The organism is Pseudomonas sp. ZT5P21, from assembly GCF_054897785.1.
This window is the reverse complement of record NZ_CM142705.1, coordinates 1,429,238-1,447,318: the sequence shown is the minus strand read 5'-3', so window position 1 is coordinate 1,447,318 and position 18,081 is coordinate 1,429,238. Positions and strand designations below refer to the sequence as shown.

Below are 18,081 nucleotides of genomic sequence, written 5' to 3'. Positions count from 1 at the left end.
CGTCAGACGGCGCGAATCACGTGTTTGATTTCCTGGAAAGCCTGCAAGCCCCACGGCCCCAACTCGCGGCCGATGCTGCTCTGCTTGTAGCCACCCCAGGCGGTCTGCGGGAAGATCACTTGCGGCGCGTTGATCCATACAAGCCCCGCCTGCAAAGCGTTGGCGACCCGATCGGCCGCCTCGGCGTCGCGGGTAACGACGCTCGCCACCAGACCGAACTGGCTGTCATTGGCCAAGGCTATCGCCTCGGCTTCGGTGTCGAAACTGCGCACGCAGATCACCGGGCCGAAAATCTCTTCACACCACAACGCACTGTCGAGGGGCACTTCGGTGAAAATCGTCGGCTGCAAAAAATAGCCGCGAGGAAGATCTGCAGGACGATTACCGCCGCATATCAACTTGGCGCCGGCACTCAAACCGCGATCGATGTGGCCAAGCACGCGCTGGTATTGCGCCTGATTGACCAGCGCGCCCATCTCCACATTTGGGTCGAACGGGTCGGCCACGCGAATGGCTTCGGCGCGCGCCTTCAGGCGCAGGAGGAATTCGTCGGCCAGCTCATCGGCGACCAGCACGCGGCTGGTGGCCGAACACATTTGCCCGGCGTTGAAGAAACCGCCGCCACAGGCCACTTCCACCGCGAGGTCGATGTCGGCATCGGCCAGCACCAGCAGCGAGGATTTGCCGCCCAGTTCCAGGCTCACGCCCTTCACGGTTTCGGCGGCGCGCTGCATCACCTGCACGCCTACCGCGTTGCTGCCCGTAAAGGAAATCTTTGCGATGCGCGGGTCCGCCGAGAGCGGCGCACCCACCCCCAGACCGGTACCGCAGACCACGTTGAACACGCCCTTCGGCAAGCCGGCCTCGGCGATGATCGCCGCCAGTTCCAGCTCCGGCAGTGGCGTCACTTCGGAAGGTTTCAGCACCACGCAACACCCGGCGGCCAGGGCCGGTGCGAGTTTCCAGGCGGTGGTGACCATCGGAAAGTTCCACGGCACGATCAGCCCGACCACCCCGCACGGCTCGCGGCGCACGCGGGCGCTGAAGTCGTCGCTGGGCAGCTCGACGTTGCTGTCCTGTCTGGCGTCGAGGCTTTCGGCCAGACCGGCGTAATACTCGAACGTGGCGATCACGTCATCGACGTCGATGGCCGCTTCGAACAGTGGCTTGCCGTTGTTGCTCGACTGCAACTGCATCAACTGCTCACGACCGGCCTGGACGCCTGCGGCAATGTTGCGCAGGATCGCGCCACGCTCGGCGCCAGTGGTCTGCGACCAGCTTTTGAAGGCGTCGGTTGCGGCGATCACCGCTCGATCGACAGCCTGAGCGTCGCCGCCATTTACGGTGGTCAGCAGCGCTTCGGTGGCCGGGTTGATCACGCGAAGGTGTTCGCTGCCGGCCGACCATTGGCCATCGATGAACAGACCATCGAGCGTCGTTGGAAAACTCATTTGGACACCGCCTTCATCCACTGAGTCTGATCGATCTCGATCAGGGTCGGCCCCTGTCGATCGGTGGCGCCACGCAGTGCACTGCGCAACTGATCAACACCGTCGACCGCTTCAGCCGCGCAACCCAGCGCCTTGGCGACACCGATGAAGTCCGGGGTATAGATGTCCACGCCGACCGGTTCGATGGCGCGGTTGACCATGTATTTCTTGATCTCTTCGTAACCCTGGTTATTCCACAGCAGGACGATCACCGGCGTGCGCGCTTCAACGGCGCTGGCCAGTTCCGGCAAAGTAAATTGCAGGCCGCCGTCGCCAATCAGACACACCACCGGAGGGCGCGCGCCGCTTGCAACGCTACCGCCGAGCCAGGCGCCAATCGCCGCCGGCAACGCGTAACCAAGGGTGCCGTAACCGGTGGACGAGTTGAACCAGCGACGCGGGCGTTCCGGGTTGAAAGTCAGGTTGCCGGTGTACACCGGCTGAGTCGAATCACCGACGAACACGGCGTCCGGCAATTCGTGCAGAACGGTTTCGAGGAAGCGAGTCTGGGCCAGCGTCGGAGCGTCCCAAGTGGCGGAGAGGTCTTCGCGCAGACGTGCGGCGCGGACCTGGCCCCAATCGTTGCGGCGCTCGGCCAGCGACTTGTGGGACAGCGCGCTCAATAAAGCCTGGGCCGCGTTGCGCGAGTCGGCCACCAAGGCGACTTTCGGCGGATAGTTGCGCACGGTCTGGTCGGGGTCGATGTCCACGCGCAGCAGCACGCCCGGAATCTCGAAACCACCGGCAAAGGTGACGTCGTAGTCGGTTTCGGCCAGTTCGGTGCCGATCGCCAACACGACATCGGCCTCCGCCACCAGGGCGCGGGTCGCGACGAGGCTTTGGGTCGAACCGATCAGCAGCGGATGGCTGGATTCGAGCATGCCTTTGGCGTTAATGGTCAGGGCCACCGGCGCGTCGAGCAGTTCGGCCAGTTGTGTCAGCTCGGCAGCCGCATCGATGGCGCCGCCACCGGCAAGAATCAGTGGGCGCTTGGCCCCGGCGAGCAGTTCAGTCATGCGACTGATCGCGCTTGGCGAAGCCCCGGCACGGTCAATGTTGACCGGCAGGCTGCCGAGCAGGTCATCGGCCTCTTCGACCAGCACGTCCAGCGGAATTTCGATGTGCACGGGACGCGGGCGACCGGCCTGGAACAGGGCGAAGGCGCGGGCCAATACGCCCGGCATCTCGGACGCCGACATCAGGGTGTGGGAAAACGCCGCCACTCCGCCGACCAGTGCGCTCTGGTTCGGCAGTTCGTGGAGCTTGCCGCGACCGCCGCCCAACTGGCTGCGCGATTGCACGCTGGAGATCACCAGCATCGGAATCGAATCGGCGTAGGCCTGGCCCATGGCGGTGGTGATGTTGGTCATGCCCGGGCCGGTGATGATGAAGCACACACCCGGCTTGCCGCTGGTGCGAGCGTAGCCGTCGGCCATGAAACCGGCGCCCTGTTCGTGACGCGGAGTGACGTGGTTGATGCTCGAACGGGCCAGACCGCGATACAGCTCCACGGTGTGAACCCCCGGAATGCCGAACACCTGCTCGACCCCGTAATCTTCGAGTAACTTGACCAATACTTCGCCGCACGTCGCCATGTCTTTGCCCTTCTTGTTCGATTGAGACGCCGGGCCTGCGCAGTGTTTATGATGATTGGGCAGGTCCAGGGATGGCCTCATTGGAACGGGCGACACGTAGCCGCAACAATGGATAAAAAGTCATACTAGCCATGTCCTCATGTCATACCTTGGATCCCAATGAAACGATTGCCTCCCCTGCCGGCGCTGCACACTTTTCTGATCACCGCGCAGTGCTGCAACTTCACCCGTGCGGCCGAACAGCTATTCATCACCCAGGGTGCGGTGAGTCGGCAGATCGCCGGGCTGGAAGAACATCTGGGTTATGAGCTGTTCATCCGCCAGGCACGAGGACTGGACCTGACGGCGCAAGGACGGGAGTGGCTGCCAAGGGTGCAGCAGATTTTCGGTTTGATCGATGAGGCGGTGGAGCAGATCGGCGAGAAGCGCGAAACCCTGCAACTCAAGGCGCCGACCTGCGTGATGCGCTGGTTGTTGCCGCGTCTTTTGCAGTGGCAACGGGAGCGTCCGGACGTGCCGGTGGAGCTGACCACCACAGTCAAGCACGGCGTGGATTTCCATCGCGAACAATTCGATGCGGCGGTGATGTATGGCGCACCACCCGACAGCGCGCTGACTTCTTATCTACTGTTCGATGAGCAACTGACGCCAGTCTGTTCACGGCCGATGCTGGAAGGGCCGATTGCCTTGCACACGCCGGCCGACCTGCAACAGCACTTGCTGCTGCACCCGACGCGGGATGAACGCGACTGGAATGCCTGGTTGAAGGCGGCGGATCTTCAATTGAGCAACGTCAGCAAAGGCCAGCATTTCGAGACCCTGGACCTCGCGATGTCGATGGCATCACAAGGAACCGGGGTCGCCATCGGTGACTGGTCCCTCATCGGCGAGGACTTGCGCGCTGGCCGATTGGTGATGCCCTTTGAGCTGAAGGTACGAACGGGGTTGGCGTATTACCTGGTTCATCCCCGGAAGCCAACCCCGAGTGGGCCATTGGCCGAGTTGCTGGATTGGCTGCAAACTCAGGCCCATGCACCGTCATAGAGGAATCAACGCCAGGTGATTTGCCTCAGGTAGTTGAGCATCGCTTCATGGGATCCGGCCATGAGCTGAATGGATTGCACATCGCGAATCGACTGGGGCTGACTTGTCTTCGAAAATTGCACATAGGCTGCCAGAACCTTTTCGGCTTCCCGCAGCCAGTTCCCAGTCATCTGATCCAGCGCCCCAATGGCCTCGAGTTTTTCCAGTTTGCGGCCCTGATCACGCATCTGTGTATCGATATCAGCCAGTTCTGACCGCGCGTTTTCGAGCCGAATGCCAACGCCATCCCTCGCTTCCGCAAGGCTCGCATAGCGGCGCCCTTCTTCAATGCCTTCCAGATTGCCTTTGAGACGTTTGAGCACCAACTCCAGAAACTCACGGTCTGGTTTTTTCGTGGCCACGAGTTTGATGGCCGCTTCAATTTCAGCGGCGCCGGGGATCTGCTTATTGAAAATATCCAGCCAGCCCGGCGCATTGAACTGGGAGATTTGCAGGTCGATAGTGCGTTTTTCCAATAGAAGTTTTTCGTGATCGTCTGTCAGTCTGGCGGCACTCTGGCGCAGCCGCGCAAGCCGGTCTGATTCGATCCGGACAAGGTCTGTTCCAACATCGGAAAAACTGATTTCGTCCAGGTTCTGAACAATTTGCTTCAAGTGATGTACCGCGCTATCCACCGGTACCTGCGCACTTGCAACGCGACGGGAGCAATACTTCACCAGCTCGTCGATTTTCTCTTCGCAGACGCTGGGCGAAATAGTCGAGGTGCGTTGAATCTCTTCAATACGCATCAGAACGGTGGCGAATCCGACGTTGCTAAGTGAAGCGACTACCCGCCTGATATCTTCGCCAATCTGCTGATCATCCGCATTCAGTTGATTGCGTACGTACAGGGTTTTTTCCTGGACCCCGGGCAGGAAGGCGAATGTTTTACCAGCCACCGCAAGATTGAAGTGATTTTGGCTGGCTTTCATGACCTGCCTGTCGGGCAGATCAAAATTATTGGCATTATTAAACGTAAAAACTGTCATGAACATTTCATCCTTGAATTAATTAAATAGACGACTCAACCAACGACTTCATTAAACACCTTGGACAACGCGCGGGCATGTCCCGAAATCACCCTCCAAGGCTCAACGACCGCCTGCAAATCCAGAACCAGCATATTCAGATCCAGAGCATTATCAACTTCTGACAATCGAACTGCAGACTCATCTATGTTGAGCCAGATAATGGCCCATACGTCTTCCAGGTTCCTGGCGCCTTTCTCTGCATCAACCATCAATGTTCTTATATCAATCAAGCGCCCTGCCAAATCATTCATCAGCTTCGATATATTGGCACTGCGCATTTGCTCCAGCAGTGCACCTCGCCGTTCAAGCATGCGATTTTTCTCAGCCCTGACGCGTTCAGCCTGCGATCCAAAAATGCCACCGGTAATAGCAACACCAATCGGCCCGAACACTAATCCGGTAAAGGCGTAGCCAACCAAACCGCTGTACTCGGCAAGCTTTTCGGCGATTCGCTCATCCAGCTCTTTAAGTTCGAGCTTCAACTGTTCATCCTTGGCATCTTTTTCAATCCCGGCCGCTTCAACATCACGCACTTTAATATTGATTGCGGGCAGGAGATCTTCCGTTATTTTTCGGGAAAACTCAGTGGCAAGCGCTTTAACACTACTAACTCGATTATAGAAATTTTCAATATCAGATTTCATGCGCCCGAGGTACCTGATCAGGCTGTTCACCTTCTCTGTGTCGGAGTTGCCGAGCGGAATTGAGGCCAGCGCTGCCTGCTCCTCAGGCGTCAGAGTGTCAATCGTACCGAACAGATTCCTGTAACCAGTGAAGCTCTTCAGGTGATCGACGACCAATGCCCCGGTGTTAATAAAGCCTCTGGAAAATAGATCAAGTCGTCCACCGAGATCTTTTGTTTCGCGCTCCAGCGTCCCCCAGGAAAGCGCATGTTTATGAATTTCCTGGTGCAACGCTTGTATATCCCTAGGCTCCAACCCCGCCGAATCGGCGTGTATATAACCGAGCAATCTCTCCACCGCGCCCAAGTCGACCGGTAGAAGAAGGCTCAAATTGACATAGCGTTTGATGGCAACAATGTTGCTTTTCTTTACTATAAAAGTTCCGTCCTTGTAATCAGGGGCATTTTTACCAGCCATCACGCCAAAGTATTGCACCGGCACATACTTGGCTGCTTCAGTAACCGTTTCCACCCCTTCCAGATTATCAACAGCGTCCAGCGCGACTCGCTTTAATTGACTTCCTAAATCCTGTCTCATATCCACTTCCATAAAAATCCAGCTGAAAAGAATCACAATCCAGTTAATCAAGCCTCAGAAAACTCAAGCACCTGAAAACAATGATTAACGCAGATCGACACTAACCGGCCAGATTCCAACATTCAATCGGAACAATGAAGCAATGACGTAGGAAACTAAAACCACGTGACTGTCGAATTTTAACGCCGGCAAAAACTACTCGAAATTTTAAAGATGTTCCGCTGCAATCGAACTTAAAAAAACACACTGCTTGCTTACCACTTGAAAATTCAAGAAACGAAAACTTACGACCAATCCATTAAAAAACAAAAAGCACACACGCTGTACAGGGTGGGTGCTTTATGTAACTTATGTATGAATAACTGACTGTAAAGCGCTGAAGTCGATGGGCAGCGGTTTTAAATGCGGGTTACCACTTAATCTCGCCCTTGGCGACTTTTGCGCTCAACTCCAGTGAGCTTTCCTCGCCCAGTGTCGGGTAGCGCTTTTTCATCGCTGCCATCAATGCAGCGGAATCTTTGGCCTTGGCGGCTTCTTTGTCGAAAGCCTTGATGTAATCGCCGGTGAACTGAACAGCCGCCAGGGAACGCGCGCTCTGACCGAGGTAGTGACCCGGCACGATGGTGTTCGGTTTCAGGGTTTCTATGGCGTGCAGGGTAGCCAACCAGTCAGCGTGGGATTGCGCGGTTTGGGTGTCGGCCATCCACACGTGAATGTTTTCCGCGACGACCACACCACCGACCACTGCATTGATCGACGGGATCCACACAAAGGTGCGATCCGGTTGCTTGCCCTCAAGCCCTACCACCTGCAACTTCTGCCCTTCGAGCATCAGGCTGTCGCCTTTGAGCACGCCTGGCACGATGGTTTTGGCCGGCACATCGGCGCCCATTTTCGGCCCCCAAAAAGCCAGTTTGCCGTCGACGGTTTTCTTGATGTGGTCCACGGTGGGCTGCGAGGCGAGTACTTTGGCGTTGGGGAACGCAGCGGTCAGGGTGTCGAGCCCGAAGTAGTAATCCGGGTCACCGTGGCTGATGTAAATGGTAGTCAGTTGCTTGCCGCTGGCGCGGATTTTCTCCACCACCTGCTCAGCCTGGGATTTGCCGAATTGCGCGTCCACCAGGATCGCGTCTTTCTCGCCGCTGACCAAAACCGAGGTCACCGGGAAGATCGCTTTGTCACCCGGGTTGTACACATCCAATGTCAACGTCGAGGCCGCCGCGTGGGCTGCGAAGCCAAGGGTGGCCGTGGCCAGCAAAATGCGCTTGAGGGAAGTGAAACCGATCATCTGTTGCTCCGTTGTCCGAGTACGTGTTTGGCGATGGAACAGAGCTTAGTTGCCTGACTCAGTACAAAAAATGCGATGCTGGAACATAGTTTGTTTCTGAAAGCGGGCAAATCATGGATCGTCTACAAGCAATGCGCGTGTTCGTTACGGTGGTCGATCTCGGAAGCCAGTCGGCCGCCGCCGATCACCTGGACCTGTCGCGGCCGGTGGTTTCGCGGTATCTGGCGGACCTGGAAGACTGGGTCGGCGCCCGCCTGATGCACCGCACCACGCGAAAGTTGAGTCTGACCGCCGCCGGCAGTGAAACTCTGCCGCGCTGTCGGCAGATGCTCGACTTGTCTTCGGACATGCAGGCCGCCGTCAGCGAACCTGACGATGCGCCGCGCGGACTGCTGCGGATCAGCGTCAGCACCTCGTTTGGCCAGGCACAGTTAGCGGACGCGATGGCCGCCTACGTCAGGCGATACCCCCACGTCAGCATCGACCTGCAGATGCTGGACCGCACGGTAAACCTGGTGGATGAGCGTATCGATCTGGCCATTCGCACCAGCAATGACCTGGACCCAAACCTCATCGCCCGACGGCTGACGGTCTGCCGATCGGTGATCTGCGCCGCTCCCGCTTACCTGCAACAACATCCCGCACCGACAAAAATCGAAGACCTGAGCCAACACAATTGCCTGACGCACTCCTATTTCGGCAAAAGCCTGTGGCATTTCGAACGGGACGCCGAACCGGTCTCGGTGCCGGTGCAGGGCAACATCAGCGCCAATGAAGCCAGCACGCTGCTGCGCGCGACGATGGCCGGCGCCGGGGTGGCGATGCTGCCCAGCTATCAGGCCGGTGTGCATATTCACAACGGTGAACTGATCCGGCTGCTGCCCCAGGCCGAACCGCGCCGGATGAACATCTACGCGGTGTATGCCTCCCGCAAGCACATGCCCACGGCGTTGCGCAGCGTGCTGGATTTTCTGGTGTTGAGATTCCCGGAAGAGCCAGAGTGGGATGCTGGCCTGTAACCGGATCAAAATGTGGGAGCGGGCTTGCTCGCGAAGGCGGTGGATTATCCAACACAGATAGTGACTGACCCACCGCCTTCGCGAGCAAGCCCGATCCCACATGGGGATATCAATGTTCTGAATACCGGGTTACATGCGAAACCACCTGACTGGCAACTCACTGCCGCTGACCTATGCTGAAAGTAGTACCCAAGGGTATTCGTTCAGAGGTCAACGCCATGAACATCAAAACAAGAAGATACCTCGCGATTTTCATCACCTGCGCGGCCACGCTGGCGCTGTATGGCACAGCGGCCTGGCGCGTCGAGCAGTTGCGGCAACTGCCCCGCGAATACGCGAGCTGTAACTTCGAGCGTTGCATCCCCCACAACGCGACCCTCAACGCCCTTCGGTAACGAAAGTAATCAGGCCTCGCTGTCCTGATCGGCCTTCAAGCGGTCGCGAAAGGCCTTGGGCGAGATCCCTACCCGGCGCCGGAACAGGCGCGTGAAGTTGGTCGGGTCGGAAAACCCCAACACGTCGGACATTTCGTAAATGGTCATGCTGGTGTAGGTCAGCAAGCGCTTGGCTTCCAGCAATTGCCGCTCGTGCATGATCTGCAACGCCGGTTGCCCCGCCAGTTCGCGACAGGTGCCGTTGAGGTGCGACACGGAAATCCCCAGCCGATGCGCCAGGTCCTCGACCTTGACGTGTTGGCGATAGGTCTCTTCCACCAGTTGGATAAACCCATTGAGGTATTCCCGAGCGCGCTGCGGACGCTGACTGGCCGAGCGACGCTGCAGCGCCTGACGGCTGACCCACACCATAATCACGCTGACCAGCGAATGCATGAGCATTTCGCGGGCCGGTTGATGGCCGGTGTATTCGTTTTGCAAAGCAGAGAACAAACTGTTGAGGTACTCGCTGTCAGGGCCGGCCAGATAACTTTCGGCCTGGGCCAAGGCATTCACCGAGTTGCCCAGTTGCGCCTGAAGATGGGCAACCAGCGGCGCGGCCAAAGTCACGACAAACCCTTCGACATCCTCGGAAAAACGATAACCGTGCACCGAGAGCGGCGGCAGCACCAGGATGGCCGGTTCGCTCAACTGCCGACGTTTGCCTTCGATTTCAAGCTCTGCCTGACCTTTGAACACAAAGAGCAACTGGCATAAATCGGCGTGTCGATGGGGTTTGATTTCCCATTGATGTTCGCGGCCGCGCCTGGAAATGGTCTCGCAGTGCAGCAAGTCCGGAGTCGGCCAGTCCAGGCTTTCACCGTAGAGTTTGAACACCGGCATCGAAGGCAGGTCAGGCTTGTTCATAACTTCAATCCAGGCCTCGGGAGGTGGCGGGCGATAATCGCACCGATTGGCAGAATGCACAGCTATCGACTCAGTTTTCACCTTCAATTGACAGACCCGCAAGTGAAAAATGCAAGCACTCGATCCATAAAAATAATTCACCGACTCTGGTCGCGTGGACCGAGTCGCAAAATGGTATTGCAGCGGATCACCAAGCCTTCACACTCAAGGCCTGGCTCGCAACTGCTGCTGCAAATTCTGAATTTGCGCCTGCAGGGAGTTGATGTTGCGGGTGACCTGGCCACGGAAGGCGTCGAACTCCGCGGTGTTGGAAGAGCCCGCCGAGCGGTTGTCCTGCTGGCTTTTGAGCACGATCATGTCTTGTTCCAGACGCTCAATGGCGGCGCTCGGGTTGCCTTGTTTTTTCAGCGCAACGATGTCGGAACCGAGGCTTTTGAGCTGTGCGTCGAAGATGTCAGTGCCCGGCGGAGCATTTTTCAGCGCGGTCAGTTCATTGCTCAAGGCTTTGACCTGGGCCTGCAATTGCGTGTTGGCCGTCTGGAACTCGGTGTTCTGCGCGGTGGCTTGCGCCAGGCGCTTATCCAGATCGGTGGTTTGCGCGGTCATCTGCGCCAGACGTTTGTCCAGATCCGAGGTCTGGCCGACAACGCCTTGCTGCTGCTTGCTCTGATCCTGAAGCTTGCTTTCCAGCTGCCTGATTTGCAGTTTCAGCGCTTCGCTGTCGCTGTTGACATTAGTCTGGCTGGCGACGACTTTGCCGGAAATGTCCTGCAAGCGCCCCGCCGCGTCCTCACTGATGCGCGCGAAACTTTCCTGGGTCGCCACCAGTTGCTGTTCCATCAGCGAGATTTGCTGAAAGCTCCACCAGGCCAGGCCGGCGAACGCAAAGAACATGGCGCCGACCAGTGCCCACAACGGGCCGGTACTGGCAGCCTTGACCTTGACCACCGGCGGGGTGCGCGAATGAACCGTGGTGCGCGCGGTGGTCGGAAAATCATCGTCATCGGGGAAGTCTGCACGCAGGCTCGGTACATCGTCGAAGTCGTCGTTGGCATCGTTACGCATGGACATTGAGTCAACCTTTGTGGAACGCGGTGATGGCTTGATGCGGCGAAGTATAAACCCGTCAGCTGCATCGATTGACCTTTCATTCCCGGGCTCGGTTCAGTATCGGGGCTGCGTGTGTGTCAATGAATGTCCTGGGCTTTCCACCAGCCGCAGAATTCATCGAGAGCGGTCCAGAGACTGACTTTCGGATCGTAGTCCAGATAATGCCGCGCACGACTGATGTCCAGGGTGAAATTTTTGTTCATCACCTGCATGCCGAGGCGCGACAGGGTGGGCTCGGGGCGACCCGGCCACAGCTTGCACACGCCCTCGTTGAGCGCCGCGACAGCGTAGGCCAGGCCGTAGGAACGGTAGCGGGTCACCTGTGGGACATCCATCTTGCGCATGACGTAATTGACCACGTCCCACAACGGAATCGGCGTTCCGTTGCTGATGTTGTAGGCCTTGCCCAACGCCGATCCGCTGGCGAGCAAACTGCTGAGCAGCGCCTCGTTGAGGTTTTGCACGCTGGTGAAATCGACCTTGTTCAGACCGTTGCCGACGATGGCCAGCCGACCTTTGCGTTGCATCTTGAGCAGACGCGGGAAGATGCTCATGTCGCCGGCACCGGTCACGAAGCGCGGGCGCAGGGCCAGGGTTTCGAGGCCGAACTCCTGAGCACCGAAGACCTTTTGCTCGGCCAGGTATTTGGTCGCGGCGTAAGGATGCTTGAAGCGCTTGGGCACCTGTTCTTCGGTCAACCCGAGGTGATCGCGGCCATCGAAGTAGATCGACGGCGAGGACAAGTGAACCAATCGCCGGACACGCTGCTTCAGACAGGCTTCGACCACATTTTCGGTGACTTGCACATTGCCTTGAAGAAAGTCCTGGTAACGTCCCCACACACCGACAGCCCCGGCACAGTGCACCACGGCTTCGACGTCGGAACACAGGTCGCGCGCCAGCTCCGGGTCGCTCAAGTCGCCCTGAATGAACTCGGCGCCTCGGCGCACCAAGTGTTCGACGCTTTCGGCCCGGCGACCGTTAACCCGCACGTCCAGGCCCTGCTCCAGGGCGAAACGCGCAAAGCGTCCGCCGATGAAGCCGCTTGCGCCGGTGACCAGAATCTTCATGTAGTGCTCCGAATATTTCGTTTTGCGTAGTGCGAGAGGTCTTGACGCTGCCGGTCAGTCCAACGGCACCAACCATTGCCTGGACGAATGGACCAATTGATCGGTCAGCAACCCCAGCAACTGACCGCCATTGCGCCAATGATGCCAGTACAGCGGCACATCGATGGGCTTATCTGGCAAAAGCTCGCGCAAAACCCCTCGTTCCAGTTGATCGCGCACCTGCAATTCAGGCACCAGGCCCCAGCCGAGGCCGGCTTCGGCCAGGCGAATGAAGCCTTCGGAAGATGGGCATAGATGGTGTTCGAAACCGCCATCTACGCCGAGCGACGCGAGGTAGCGATGCTGTAGGAAATCGTCAGGACCAAAGACCAGCGCTGGCGTTTTCGACAACTGGTCCGCGCGAACGCCTTGCGGAAAATGCCGTGCGATGAACGCCGGGCTGGCCAGGGCGCGATAACGCATGGCACCCAACAGGACGCTACGCGCACCGGCCACCGGACGTTCGCTGGCACAGACACACGCTGCCACTTCGCCCGCACGCATGCGTTTGAGACCAACGGTCTGGTCTTCGACTACCAGATCAAGCAGCAGGTGTTGCTCGGCGCAAAACTCACTCACCGATTGCGCCCACCACGTGGCGAGACTGTCGGCATTCAGGGCGATGCGCAGACGTTCCGGCAGGCCTTCTTCGTCCAGCGCCGGAACCAGCGTTTGCAGGTCGCGCTCCAGCAAGCGCACCTGCTGCACATGATTGAGCAAACGTCGGCCGATTTCCGTCGGGGCTGGCGGCGTGACCCGCACCAGCACCGGTTGGCCGACCCGCGCTTCCAGCAGTTTGATGCGCTGGGAAATCGCCGATTGTGACAAACCGAGCACTTGGGCGGCGCGTTCAAAACCGGCCTGCTCGATCACGGCGGCCAACGCAGAAAGCAATTTATAGTCGAACATCAGTTTTCCTAATGAGCGATCAGCATGATTGGTTTTTCTTATACAGGGTAGCAGCGGAGAATGCCCGGCAAGAACTCTTGAACAAGGACACCGACATGGCTGGCGAAACTTCATTGGCAACGCTTCTACGAAGCATGAGCCCTCAACTCAACGCTGGCGAGTATGTGTTCTGCACACTGCGCGACGGCCAATTGCCGCCAGGTCTTGAGATTGTCGGCAGTTTTCGCGAGCAGGAAGGGCTGACGGTAATTCTGGAACGTCCCCACGCGGAACAGGCAGGTTTCAGCTTCGACTACGTTGCAGCCTGGATCACCTTGAACGTGCACTCGGCGCTGGAAGCCGTCGGACTGACGGCTGCATTCGCCACGGCATTGGGTCAGGCCGGCATCAGTTGCAACGTAATCGCCGGTTACTACCACGACCATGTGTTCGTCGGCCAGGCCGATGCCGAGCGTGCCCTGCAAGTACTGCGGGATCTGGCAGCGAACGCGGAGTAAAAACCTATGTGGCAAAGCTATGTAAACGGCCTGTTGGTGGCCGCGGGGCTGATCATGGCGATTGGCACCCAGAATGCGTTTGTGCTGGCCCAGAGCCTTCGACGTGAACATCATCTGCCGGTGGCAGCGCTCTGCGTGACGTGCGATGCATTGCTGGTGGCTGCCGGCGTGTTCGGCCTGGCGACGGTGCTGGCGCAAAACCCGACATTACTGGCCATCGCCCGTTGGGGCGGCGCGGCGTTTCTGCTGTGGTACGGCAGTCTTGCGCTGCGCCGGGCCTGCTCGAAGCAAAGTCTGCAATCAGGCGAAAACCAGACGGTACGTTCACTGCGCGCGGTGCTGCTCAGCGCCCTGGCGGTGACGTTGCTTAACCCGCACGTTTATCTGGATACCGTTTTGCTGATTGGCTCCCTCGGTGCACAACAAACCGAGCCCGGTGCTTATGTCATCGGCGCGGCCAGTGCGTCATTGCTGTGGTTTTTCACGCTGGCACTGGGCGCCGCCTGGTTGGCGCCGTGGCTGGCTCGGCCAAGTACCTGGCGAATCCTTGATCTGTTGGTGGCGGTCATGATGTTCACCGTGGCCGGTCAGTTGATTATCGCCTCCTGATTATTTCAAACAGCTCTGGAACCTCTATCCCACACAGTTGTTGCGTGGTTATGCCGCACCCCCGGTGCTATGATCCGGTTCGATGCGCCGCAAAGAGTACAAACTCCCCGGCGCTTGTCCGGCCGCCCGTGATCGGCCTTGCGACCACCGCAACTGACCTGATTAGGAGAATCATCATGGCTTTCGAATTGCCGCCGCTGCCTTACGCACACGATGCCTTGCAGCCGCACATTTCCAAGGAAACTCTGGAATACCACCACGACAAGCACCACAACACCTACGTCGTGAACCTGAACAACCTGGTGCCAGGCACCGAGTTCGAAGGCAAGACTCTGGAAGAAATCGTCAAGTCTTCCTCGGGCGGTATTTTCAACAACGCCGCTCAGGTCTGGAACCACACTTTCTACTGGAACTGCCTGGCGCCAAACGCCGGCGGTCAACCATCCGGCGCACTTGGCGACGCGATCAATGCGTCCTTCGGTTCGTTCGACAAGTTCAAAGAAGAGTTCAGCAAAACCTCCATCGGCACCTTCGGTTCCGGTTGGGGCTGGCTGGTGAAAAAGGCTGACGGTTCCCTGGCCCTGGCCAGCACCATCGGCGCCGGCAACCCGCTGACCAGCGGCGACACCCCGCTGTTGACCTGCGACGTCTGGGAACACGCTTACTACATCGACTACCGCAACCTGCGTCCGAAGTACGTCGAAGCATTCTGGAACCTGGTTAACTGGAAATTCGTGGCTGAGCAGTTCGAAGGCAAGACCTTCACTGCTTAAGATCGACGCCATTCAAAAAACCCGGCTTTTAGCCGGGTTTTTTTTGCCTTCTAAAATCCCTACAGAATTCGCGTACAACCGCAGGAGATTTGTCGGCTGTTGGACCGCCATCGCGAGCAAGCTCGGCTCCTACAAAAGCAGATCGGCGTACTTTCACCAAACCACGAGGTCGAGCGTTAGCTCGTCTCGCCTACTTTTGATTTTGATCTGCCCGCCCCTTCGGGAGGCTGAGTGGAGGTGTTCATCCGGGGAGTGGCGCGCAGCGCCGTTCGACGCAGTCGAACACGCTGCATGTAGGTCGTCGCGAAGCAGACCGGAGGGCAGTGTCCCCAGATGAATACCGGAGCGAAGGAACGCCGAGCCTTAGCGAGGGGCCGGACGCTCGGGGCGAGCCTTTTTTTGCTTACTTTTTTTTGGCGTTTGAAAAAAAAGTGAGTCGCCGTAAGGGCGAAACCCTAAGTGGCCGTTACCGCAGAAATGGATATGTACTCCGTCAACAAAAGACAGGTCGGCTGTCAGGCCGCCTTCGCAGCGATGCGGCGACCCGACAAGCCAGCTCCCACACTTGAACGGGGTACATCCGCAAAAACCAGGCCGATTTCCCACAATGAAACCAGCCTTCAGCCCCTTGCCCCAACGACATAGCCGTCTAACATCAACCAAATGGAAAATTTGTCCAAAATCCCCCTCAAGTTGAAGAACTCGACTACCGACACAGTACTAATAGGGCAAATACTCCCGACAACAGCATTTCGGCCAACCCACAGGCAAATTCCCCTGTGTTTGATTGTCCCTTTGACTGCCATCACGGGATTGCCAATAATCATGGCAACTTGATGCTACCTGCACGGAACAAGGAATGACTCTTTGAAGCTGGAACTCAAGAACAGCTTGTCGGTAAAGTTGCTCCGGGTCGTGCTCCTGTCGGCATTGATCGTCGGCGTGGTCTTGAGCTGCGCGCAGATCGTTTTCGATGCCTATAAAACCCACCAGGCCGTGGCCAGCGATGCCCAGCGCATCCTCGACATGTTTCGCGACCCCTCGACCCAGGCCGTCTACAGCCTGGACCGGGAGATGGGCATGCAGGTGATAGAAGGCCTGTTTCAGGACGACGCTGTGCGTAACGCATCAATCGGTCATCCCCATGAGGCCATGCTTGCGCAAAAGTCCCGTGACTTGCAGCAATCCAACAGTCGCTGGCTGACCGACCTGATCTTGGGCAAGGAACGCACCTTCACCACCCAACTGGTGGGCCGTGGTCCTTACAGTGAGTACTACGGCGACCTGAGCATCACCCTCGACACCGCCACTTACGGGGAAGGGTTCATCGTCAGTTCGGTGATCATCTTCATTTCCGGGGTATTGCGGGCCCTGGCCATGGGGCTGGTGCTGTATCTGGTCTATCACTGGCTGCTGACCAAACCGCTGTCGCGGATCATCGAGCACCTGACCGAAATCAACCCGGATCGCCCCAGCGAACACAAGATTCCGCAGCTCAGGGGTCACGAAAAAAACGAACTGGGAATCTGGATCAACACCGCCAACCAGCTACTCGAATCCATCGAACGCAACACGCACCTGCGACACGAAGCGGAAAACAGCCTGCTGCGCATGGCCCAGTACGACTTCCTCACCGGACTGCCGAACCGCCAGCAGTTGCAGCAGCAATTGGACAAGATTCTCGTCGACGCCGGCAGATTGCAACGGCGGGTCGCGGTGCTGTGTGTCGGCCTCGATGACTTCAAAGGTATCAACGAACAGTTCAGCTATCAGACCGGCGACCAGTTGCTACTGGCCCTGGCCGATCGCCTGCGGGCCCATAGTGGTCGCCTCGGCGCTCTCGCCCGTCTTGGCGGCGACCAGTTCGCTCTCGTTCAGGCCGATATCGAACAACCCTACGAAGCAGCCGAACTGGCACAAAGCGTTCTCGATGACCTGGAAGCGGCGTTCGCCCTCGACCATCAGGAGATTCGCCTGCGCGCCACCATCGGTATCACGCTGTTCCCCGAGGACGGTGACAGCACCGAGAAACTGTTGCAAAAGGCCGAGCAGACGATGACCCTGGCCAAGACTCGTTCGCGCAACCGTTATCAGTTCTATATCGCCAGCGTCGACACTGAAATGCGCCGCCGTCGCGAGCTGGAAAAAGACCTGCGCGATGCCTTGGCCCGCAACCAGTTTTACCTTGTCTACCAACCGCAGATCAGCTACCGCGATCATCGGGTGGTGGGCGTCGAAGCATTGATACGCTGGCAACATCCCGAGCATGGGCTGGTGCCGCCGGACCTGTTCATCCCGCTGGCCGAGCAGAATGGCACCATCATCGCCATCGGCGAATGGGTACTGGATCAGGCCTGCAAACAATTGCGCGACTGGCATGACCAGGGTTTCACCGACCTGCGCATGGCCGTGAACCTGTCTACCGTGCAGTTGCACCACGCCGAGCTGCCGCGAGTGGTCAACAACCTGCTGCAGATGTACCGCCTGCCACCGCGCAGTCTGGAGCTGGAAGTCACCGAAACCGGCCTGATGGAAGACATCAGCACCGCCGCCCAGCACCTGCTGAGCCTGCGTCGCTCCGGCGCGCTGATCGCGATCGACGACTTCGGCACCGGATACTCATCGCTCAGTTATCTGAAAAGCCTGCCGCTGGACAAGATCAAGATCGACAAGAGCTTCGTTCAGGACCTGCTCGATGACGACGACGATGCGACCATCGTTCGGGCCATCATTCAGTTGGGCAAGAGCCTGGGCATGCAGGTCATTGCCGAAGGCGTGGAAACCGCCGAGCAAGAGGCCTACATCATCTCTGAAGGCTGCCATGAAGGTCAGGGCTACTTCTACAGTAAACCGCTGCCGGCGCGAGAACTGGGCGCCTACCTGAAACAGGCCCAGCGCAGTAACGCGGCGATTTTATAGGATCGTTCGCGGCGCCTTCCTGTAGGAGCGAGCTTGCTCGCGAAAAACGCACAGGCGCCGCGTTAATCCAGACAGCCCGCATTATCGTTCACGACCTTCGCGAGCAATCGAGCGTCGACCGGCTGCTC

Annotated in this window: 16 protein-coding genes; 7 read left to right on the top strand and 9 right to left on the bottom strand. The window is 58.3% G+C overall.

Features of this window, described 5'->3' with window-relative positions; genetic code table 11:
- Positions 1 to 2: 2 nt before the first annotated feature.
- Together ACYZT9_RS06620 and ACYZT9_RS06615 are read right to left on the bottom strand one after the other, a co-directional pair.
- On the bottom strand, positions 3 to 1,451 hold the full coding sequence (locus ACYZT9_RS06620) for an aldehyde dehydrogenase family protein (RefSeq protein ID WP_462009080.1): 1,449 nt from the start codon (positions 1,449 to 1,451) through the stop codon (positions 3 to 5).
- Positions 1,448 to 3,085 carry a 5-guanidino-2-oxopentanoate decarboxylase gene (locus ACYZT9_RS06615; RefSeq protein WP_462009079.1) on the bottom strand — a complete coding sequence of 546 codons (1,638 nt, stop codon included), beginning with the start codon at positions 3,083 to 3,085 and terminating at the stop codon, positions 1,448 to 1,450. The genes ACYZT9_RS06620 and ACYZT9_RS06615 overlap by 4 nt, the downstream gene beginning before the upstream one ends.
- 159 nt (positions 3,086 to 3,244) lie before the next feature.
- Between ACYZT9_RS06615 and ACYZT9_RS06610 the strand changes: the two genes are divergently transcribed.
- The gene (locus tag ACYZT9_RS06610) at positions 3,245 to 4,129 is read left to right on the top strand and encodes a LysR substrate-binding domain-containing protein (RefSeq protein WP_462009078.1); all 885 of its coding nucleotides are present in this window, start codon (positions 3,245 to 3,247) and stop codon (positions 4,127 to 4,129) included.
- Between the two features lie 5 nt (positions 4,130 to 4,134).
- On the opposite strand, the gene ACYZT9_RS06605 is transcribed toward ACYZT9_RS06610, so the two are convergent.
- The 3 genes from ACYZT9_RS06605 to ACYZT9_RS06595 all read right to left on the bottom strand — a co-directional run bounded on the left by ACYZT9_RS06605 (position 4,135) and on the right by ACYZT9_RS06595 (position 7,707).
- Positions 4,135 to 5,157: an alpha-xenorhabdolysin family binary toxin subunit B gene (locus ACYZT9_RS06605; RefSeq protein WP_462009077.1), complete on the bottom strand. Its 1,023-nt coding sequence runs from the start codon at positions 5,155 to 5,157 to the stop codon at positions 4,135 to 4,137.
- A 35-nt stretch (positions 5,158 to 5,192) separates the two neighbouring features.
- Positions 5,193 to 6,470, bottom strand: a complete 1,278-nt coding sequence (locus ACYZT9_RS06600; RefSeq protein ID WP_462009076.1) for an alpha-xenorhabdolysin family binary toxin subunit A — start codon at positions 6,468 to 6,470, stop codon at positions 5,193 to 5,195.
- Positions 6,471 to 6,828: 358 nt separating this feature from the next.
- Positions 6,829 to 7,707: an MBL fold metallo-hydrolase gene (locus ACYZT9_RS06595; protein WP_462009075.1), complete on the bottom strand. Its 879-nt coding sequence runs from the start codon at positions 7,705 to 7,707 to the stop codon at positions 6,829 to 6,831.
- 113 nt (positions 7,708 to 7,820) lie between these two features.
- On the opposite strand from ACYZT9_RS06595, the gene ACYZT9_RS06590 reads away from it, so the two are divergent.
- Positions 7,821 to 8,726 (top strand): LysR family transcriptional regulator, encoded by a 906-nt coding sequence (locus ACYZT9_RS06590; protein ID WP_462009074.1) that lies wholly within the window; start codon positions 7,821 to 7,823, stop codon positions 8,724 to 8,726.
- Positions 8,727 to 8,944: 218 nt separating this feature from the next.
- Positions 8,945 to 9,121 (top strand): hypothetical protein, encoded by a 177-nt coding sequence (locus ACYZT9_RS06585; RefSeq protein ID WP_017340530.1) that lies wholly within the window; start codon positions 8,945 to 8,947, stop codon positions 9,119 to 9,121.
- 9 nt (positions 9,122 to 9,130) lie between these two features.
- On the opposite strand, the gene ACYZT9_RS06580 is transcribed toward ACYZT9_RS06585, so the two are convergent.
- The 4 genes from ACYZT9_RS06580 to ACYZT9_RS06565 form a co-directional block, all read right to left on the bottom strand.
- On the bottom strand, positions 9,131 to 10,027 hold the full coding sequence (locus ACYZT9_RS06580) for a helix-turn-helix domain-containing protein (protein WP_462009073.1): 897 nt from the start codon (positions 10,025 to 10,027) through the stop codon (positions 9,131 to 9,133).
- A 204-nt stretch (positions 10,028 to 10,231) separates the two neighbouring features.
- On the bottom strand, positions 10,232 to 11,098 hold the full coding sequence (locus ACYZT9_RS06575) for an ATPase (RefSeq protein WP_462009072.1): 867 nt from the start codon (positions 11,096 to 11,098) through the stop codon (positions 10,232 to 10,234).
- Between the two features lie 116 nt (positions 11,099 to 11,214).
- On the bottom strand, positions 11,215 to 12,207 hold the full coding sequence (locus ACYZT9_RS06570) for an NAD-dependent epimerase/dehydratase family protein (RefSeq protein WP_462009071.1): 993 nt from the start codon (positions 12,205 to 12,207) through the stop codon (positions 11,215 to 11,217).
- 54 nt (positions 12,208 to 12,261) lie between these two features.
- Positions 12,262 to 13,155 (bottom strand): LysR family transcriptional regulator ArgP, encoded by an 894-nt coding sequence (locus ACYZT9_RS06565; RefSeq protein ID WP_462009070.1) that lies wholly within the window; start codon positions 13,153 to 13,155, stop codon positions 12,262 to 12,264.
- Positions 13,156 to 13,250: 95 nt separating this feature from the next.
- On the opposite strand from ACYZT9_RS06565, the gene ACYZT9_RS06560 reads away from it, so the two are divergent.
- From ACYZT9_RS06560 to ACYZT9_RS06545, 4 genes are all read left to right on the top strand, one after another.
- Positions 13,251 to 13,652 (top strand): ACT domain-containing protein, encoded by a 402-nt coding sequence (locus tag ACYZT9_RS06560; RefSeq protein WP_462009069.1) that lies wholly within the window; start codon positions 13,251 to 13,253, stop codon positions 13,650 to 13,652.
- Between the two features lie 6 nt (positions 13,653 to 13,658).
- Positions 13,659 to 14,261: a LysE/ArgO family amino acid transporter gene (locus tag ACYZT9_RS06555; protein WP_462009068.1), complete on the top strand. Its 603-nt coding sequence runs from the start codon at positions 13,659 to 13,661 to the stop codon at positions 14,259 to 14,261.
- A gap of 176 nt (positions 14,262 to 14,437) precedes the next feature.
- Positions 14,438 to 15,034: a superoxide dismutase gene (locus tag ACYZT9_RS06550; RefSeq protein ID WP_462009067.1), complete on the top strand. Its 597-nt coding sequence runs from the start codon at positions 14,438 to 14,440 to the stop codon at positions 15,032 to 15,034.
- An 867-nt stretch (positions 15,035 to 15,901) separates the two neighbouring features.
- Positions 15,902 to 17,953 carry a putative bifunctional diguanylate cyclase/phosphodiesterase gene (locus tag ACYZT9_RS06545; RefSeq protein ID WP_462009066.1) on the top strand — a complete coding sequence of 684 codons (2,052 nt, stop codon included), beginning with the start codon at positions 15,902 to 15,904 and terminating at the stop codon, positions 17,951 to 17,953.
- Positions 17,954 to 18,081: the final 128 nt, after the last annotated feature.

Bases quoted from the DNA above. Each gene is read 5' to 3' on its own strand.
- ACYZT9_RS06620 (WP_462009080.1), bottom strand. From the start codon at position 1,451: ATGAGTTTTCCAACGACGCTCGATGGTCTGTTCATCGATGGCCAATGG.
- ACYZT9_RS06580 (WP_462009073.1), bottom strand. From the start codon at position 10,027: ATGAACAAGCCTGACCTGCCTTCGATGCCGGTGTTCAAACTCTACGGT.
- ACYZT9_RS06605 (WP_462009077.1), bottom strand. From the start codon at position 5,157: ATGACAGTTTTTACGTTTAATAATGCCAATAATTTTGATCTGCCCGAC.
- ACYZT9_RS06615 (WP_462009079.1), bottom strand. From the start codon at position 3,085: ATGGCGACGTGCGGCGAAGTATTGGTCAAGTTACTCGAAGATTACGGG.
- ACYZT9_RS06550 (WP_462009067.1), top strand. From the start codon at position 14,438: ATGGCTTTCGAATTGCCGCCGCTGCCTTACGCACACGATGCCTTGCAG.
- ACYZT9_RS06570 (WP_462009071.1), bottom strand. From the start codon at position 12,207: ATGAAGATTCTGGTCACCGGCGCAAGCGGCTTCATCGGCGGACGCTTT.
- ACYZT9_RS06610 (WP_462009078.1), top strand. From the start codon at position 3,245: ATGAAACGATTGCCTCCCCTGCCGGCGCTGCACACTTTTCTGATCACC.
- ACYZT9_RS06590 (WP_462009074.1), top strand. From the start codon at position 7,821: ATGGATCGTCTACAAGCAATGCGCGTGTTCGTTACGGTGGTCGATCTC.
- ACYZT9_RS06560 (WP_462009069.1), top strand. From the start codon at position 13,251: ATGGCTGGCGAAACTTCATTGGCAACGCTTCTACGAAGCATGAGCCCT.
- ACYZT9_RS06595 (WP_462009075.1), bottom strand. From the start codon at position 7,707: ATGATCGGTTTCACTTCCCTCAAGCGCATTTTGCTGGCCACGGCCACC.
- ACYZT9_RS06555 (WP_462009068.1), top strand. From the start codon at position 13,659: ATGTGGCAAAGCTATGTAAACGGCCTGTTGGTGGCCGCGGGGCTGATC.
- ACYZT9_RS06565 (WP_462009070.1), bottom strand. From the start codon at position 13,155: ATGTTCGACTATAAATTGCTTTCTGCGTTGGCCGCCGTGATCGAGCAG.
- ACYZT9_RS06575 (WP_462009072.1), bottom strand. From the start codon at position 11,098: ATGTCCATGCGTAACGATGCCAACGACGACTTCGACGATGTACCGAGC.
- ACYZT9_RS06585 (WP_017340530.1), top strand. From the start codon at position 8,945: ATGAACATCAAAACAAGAAGATACCTCGCGATTTTCATCACCTGCGCG.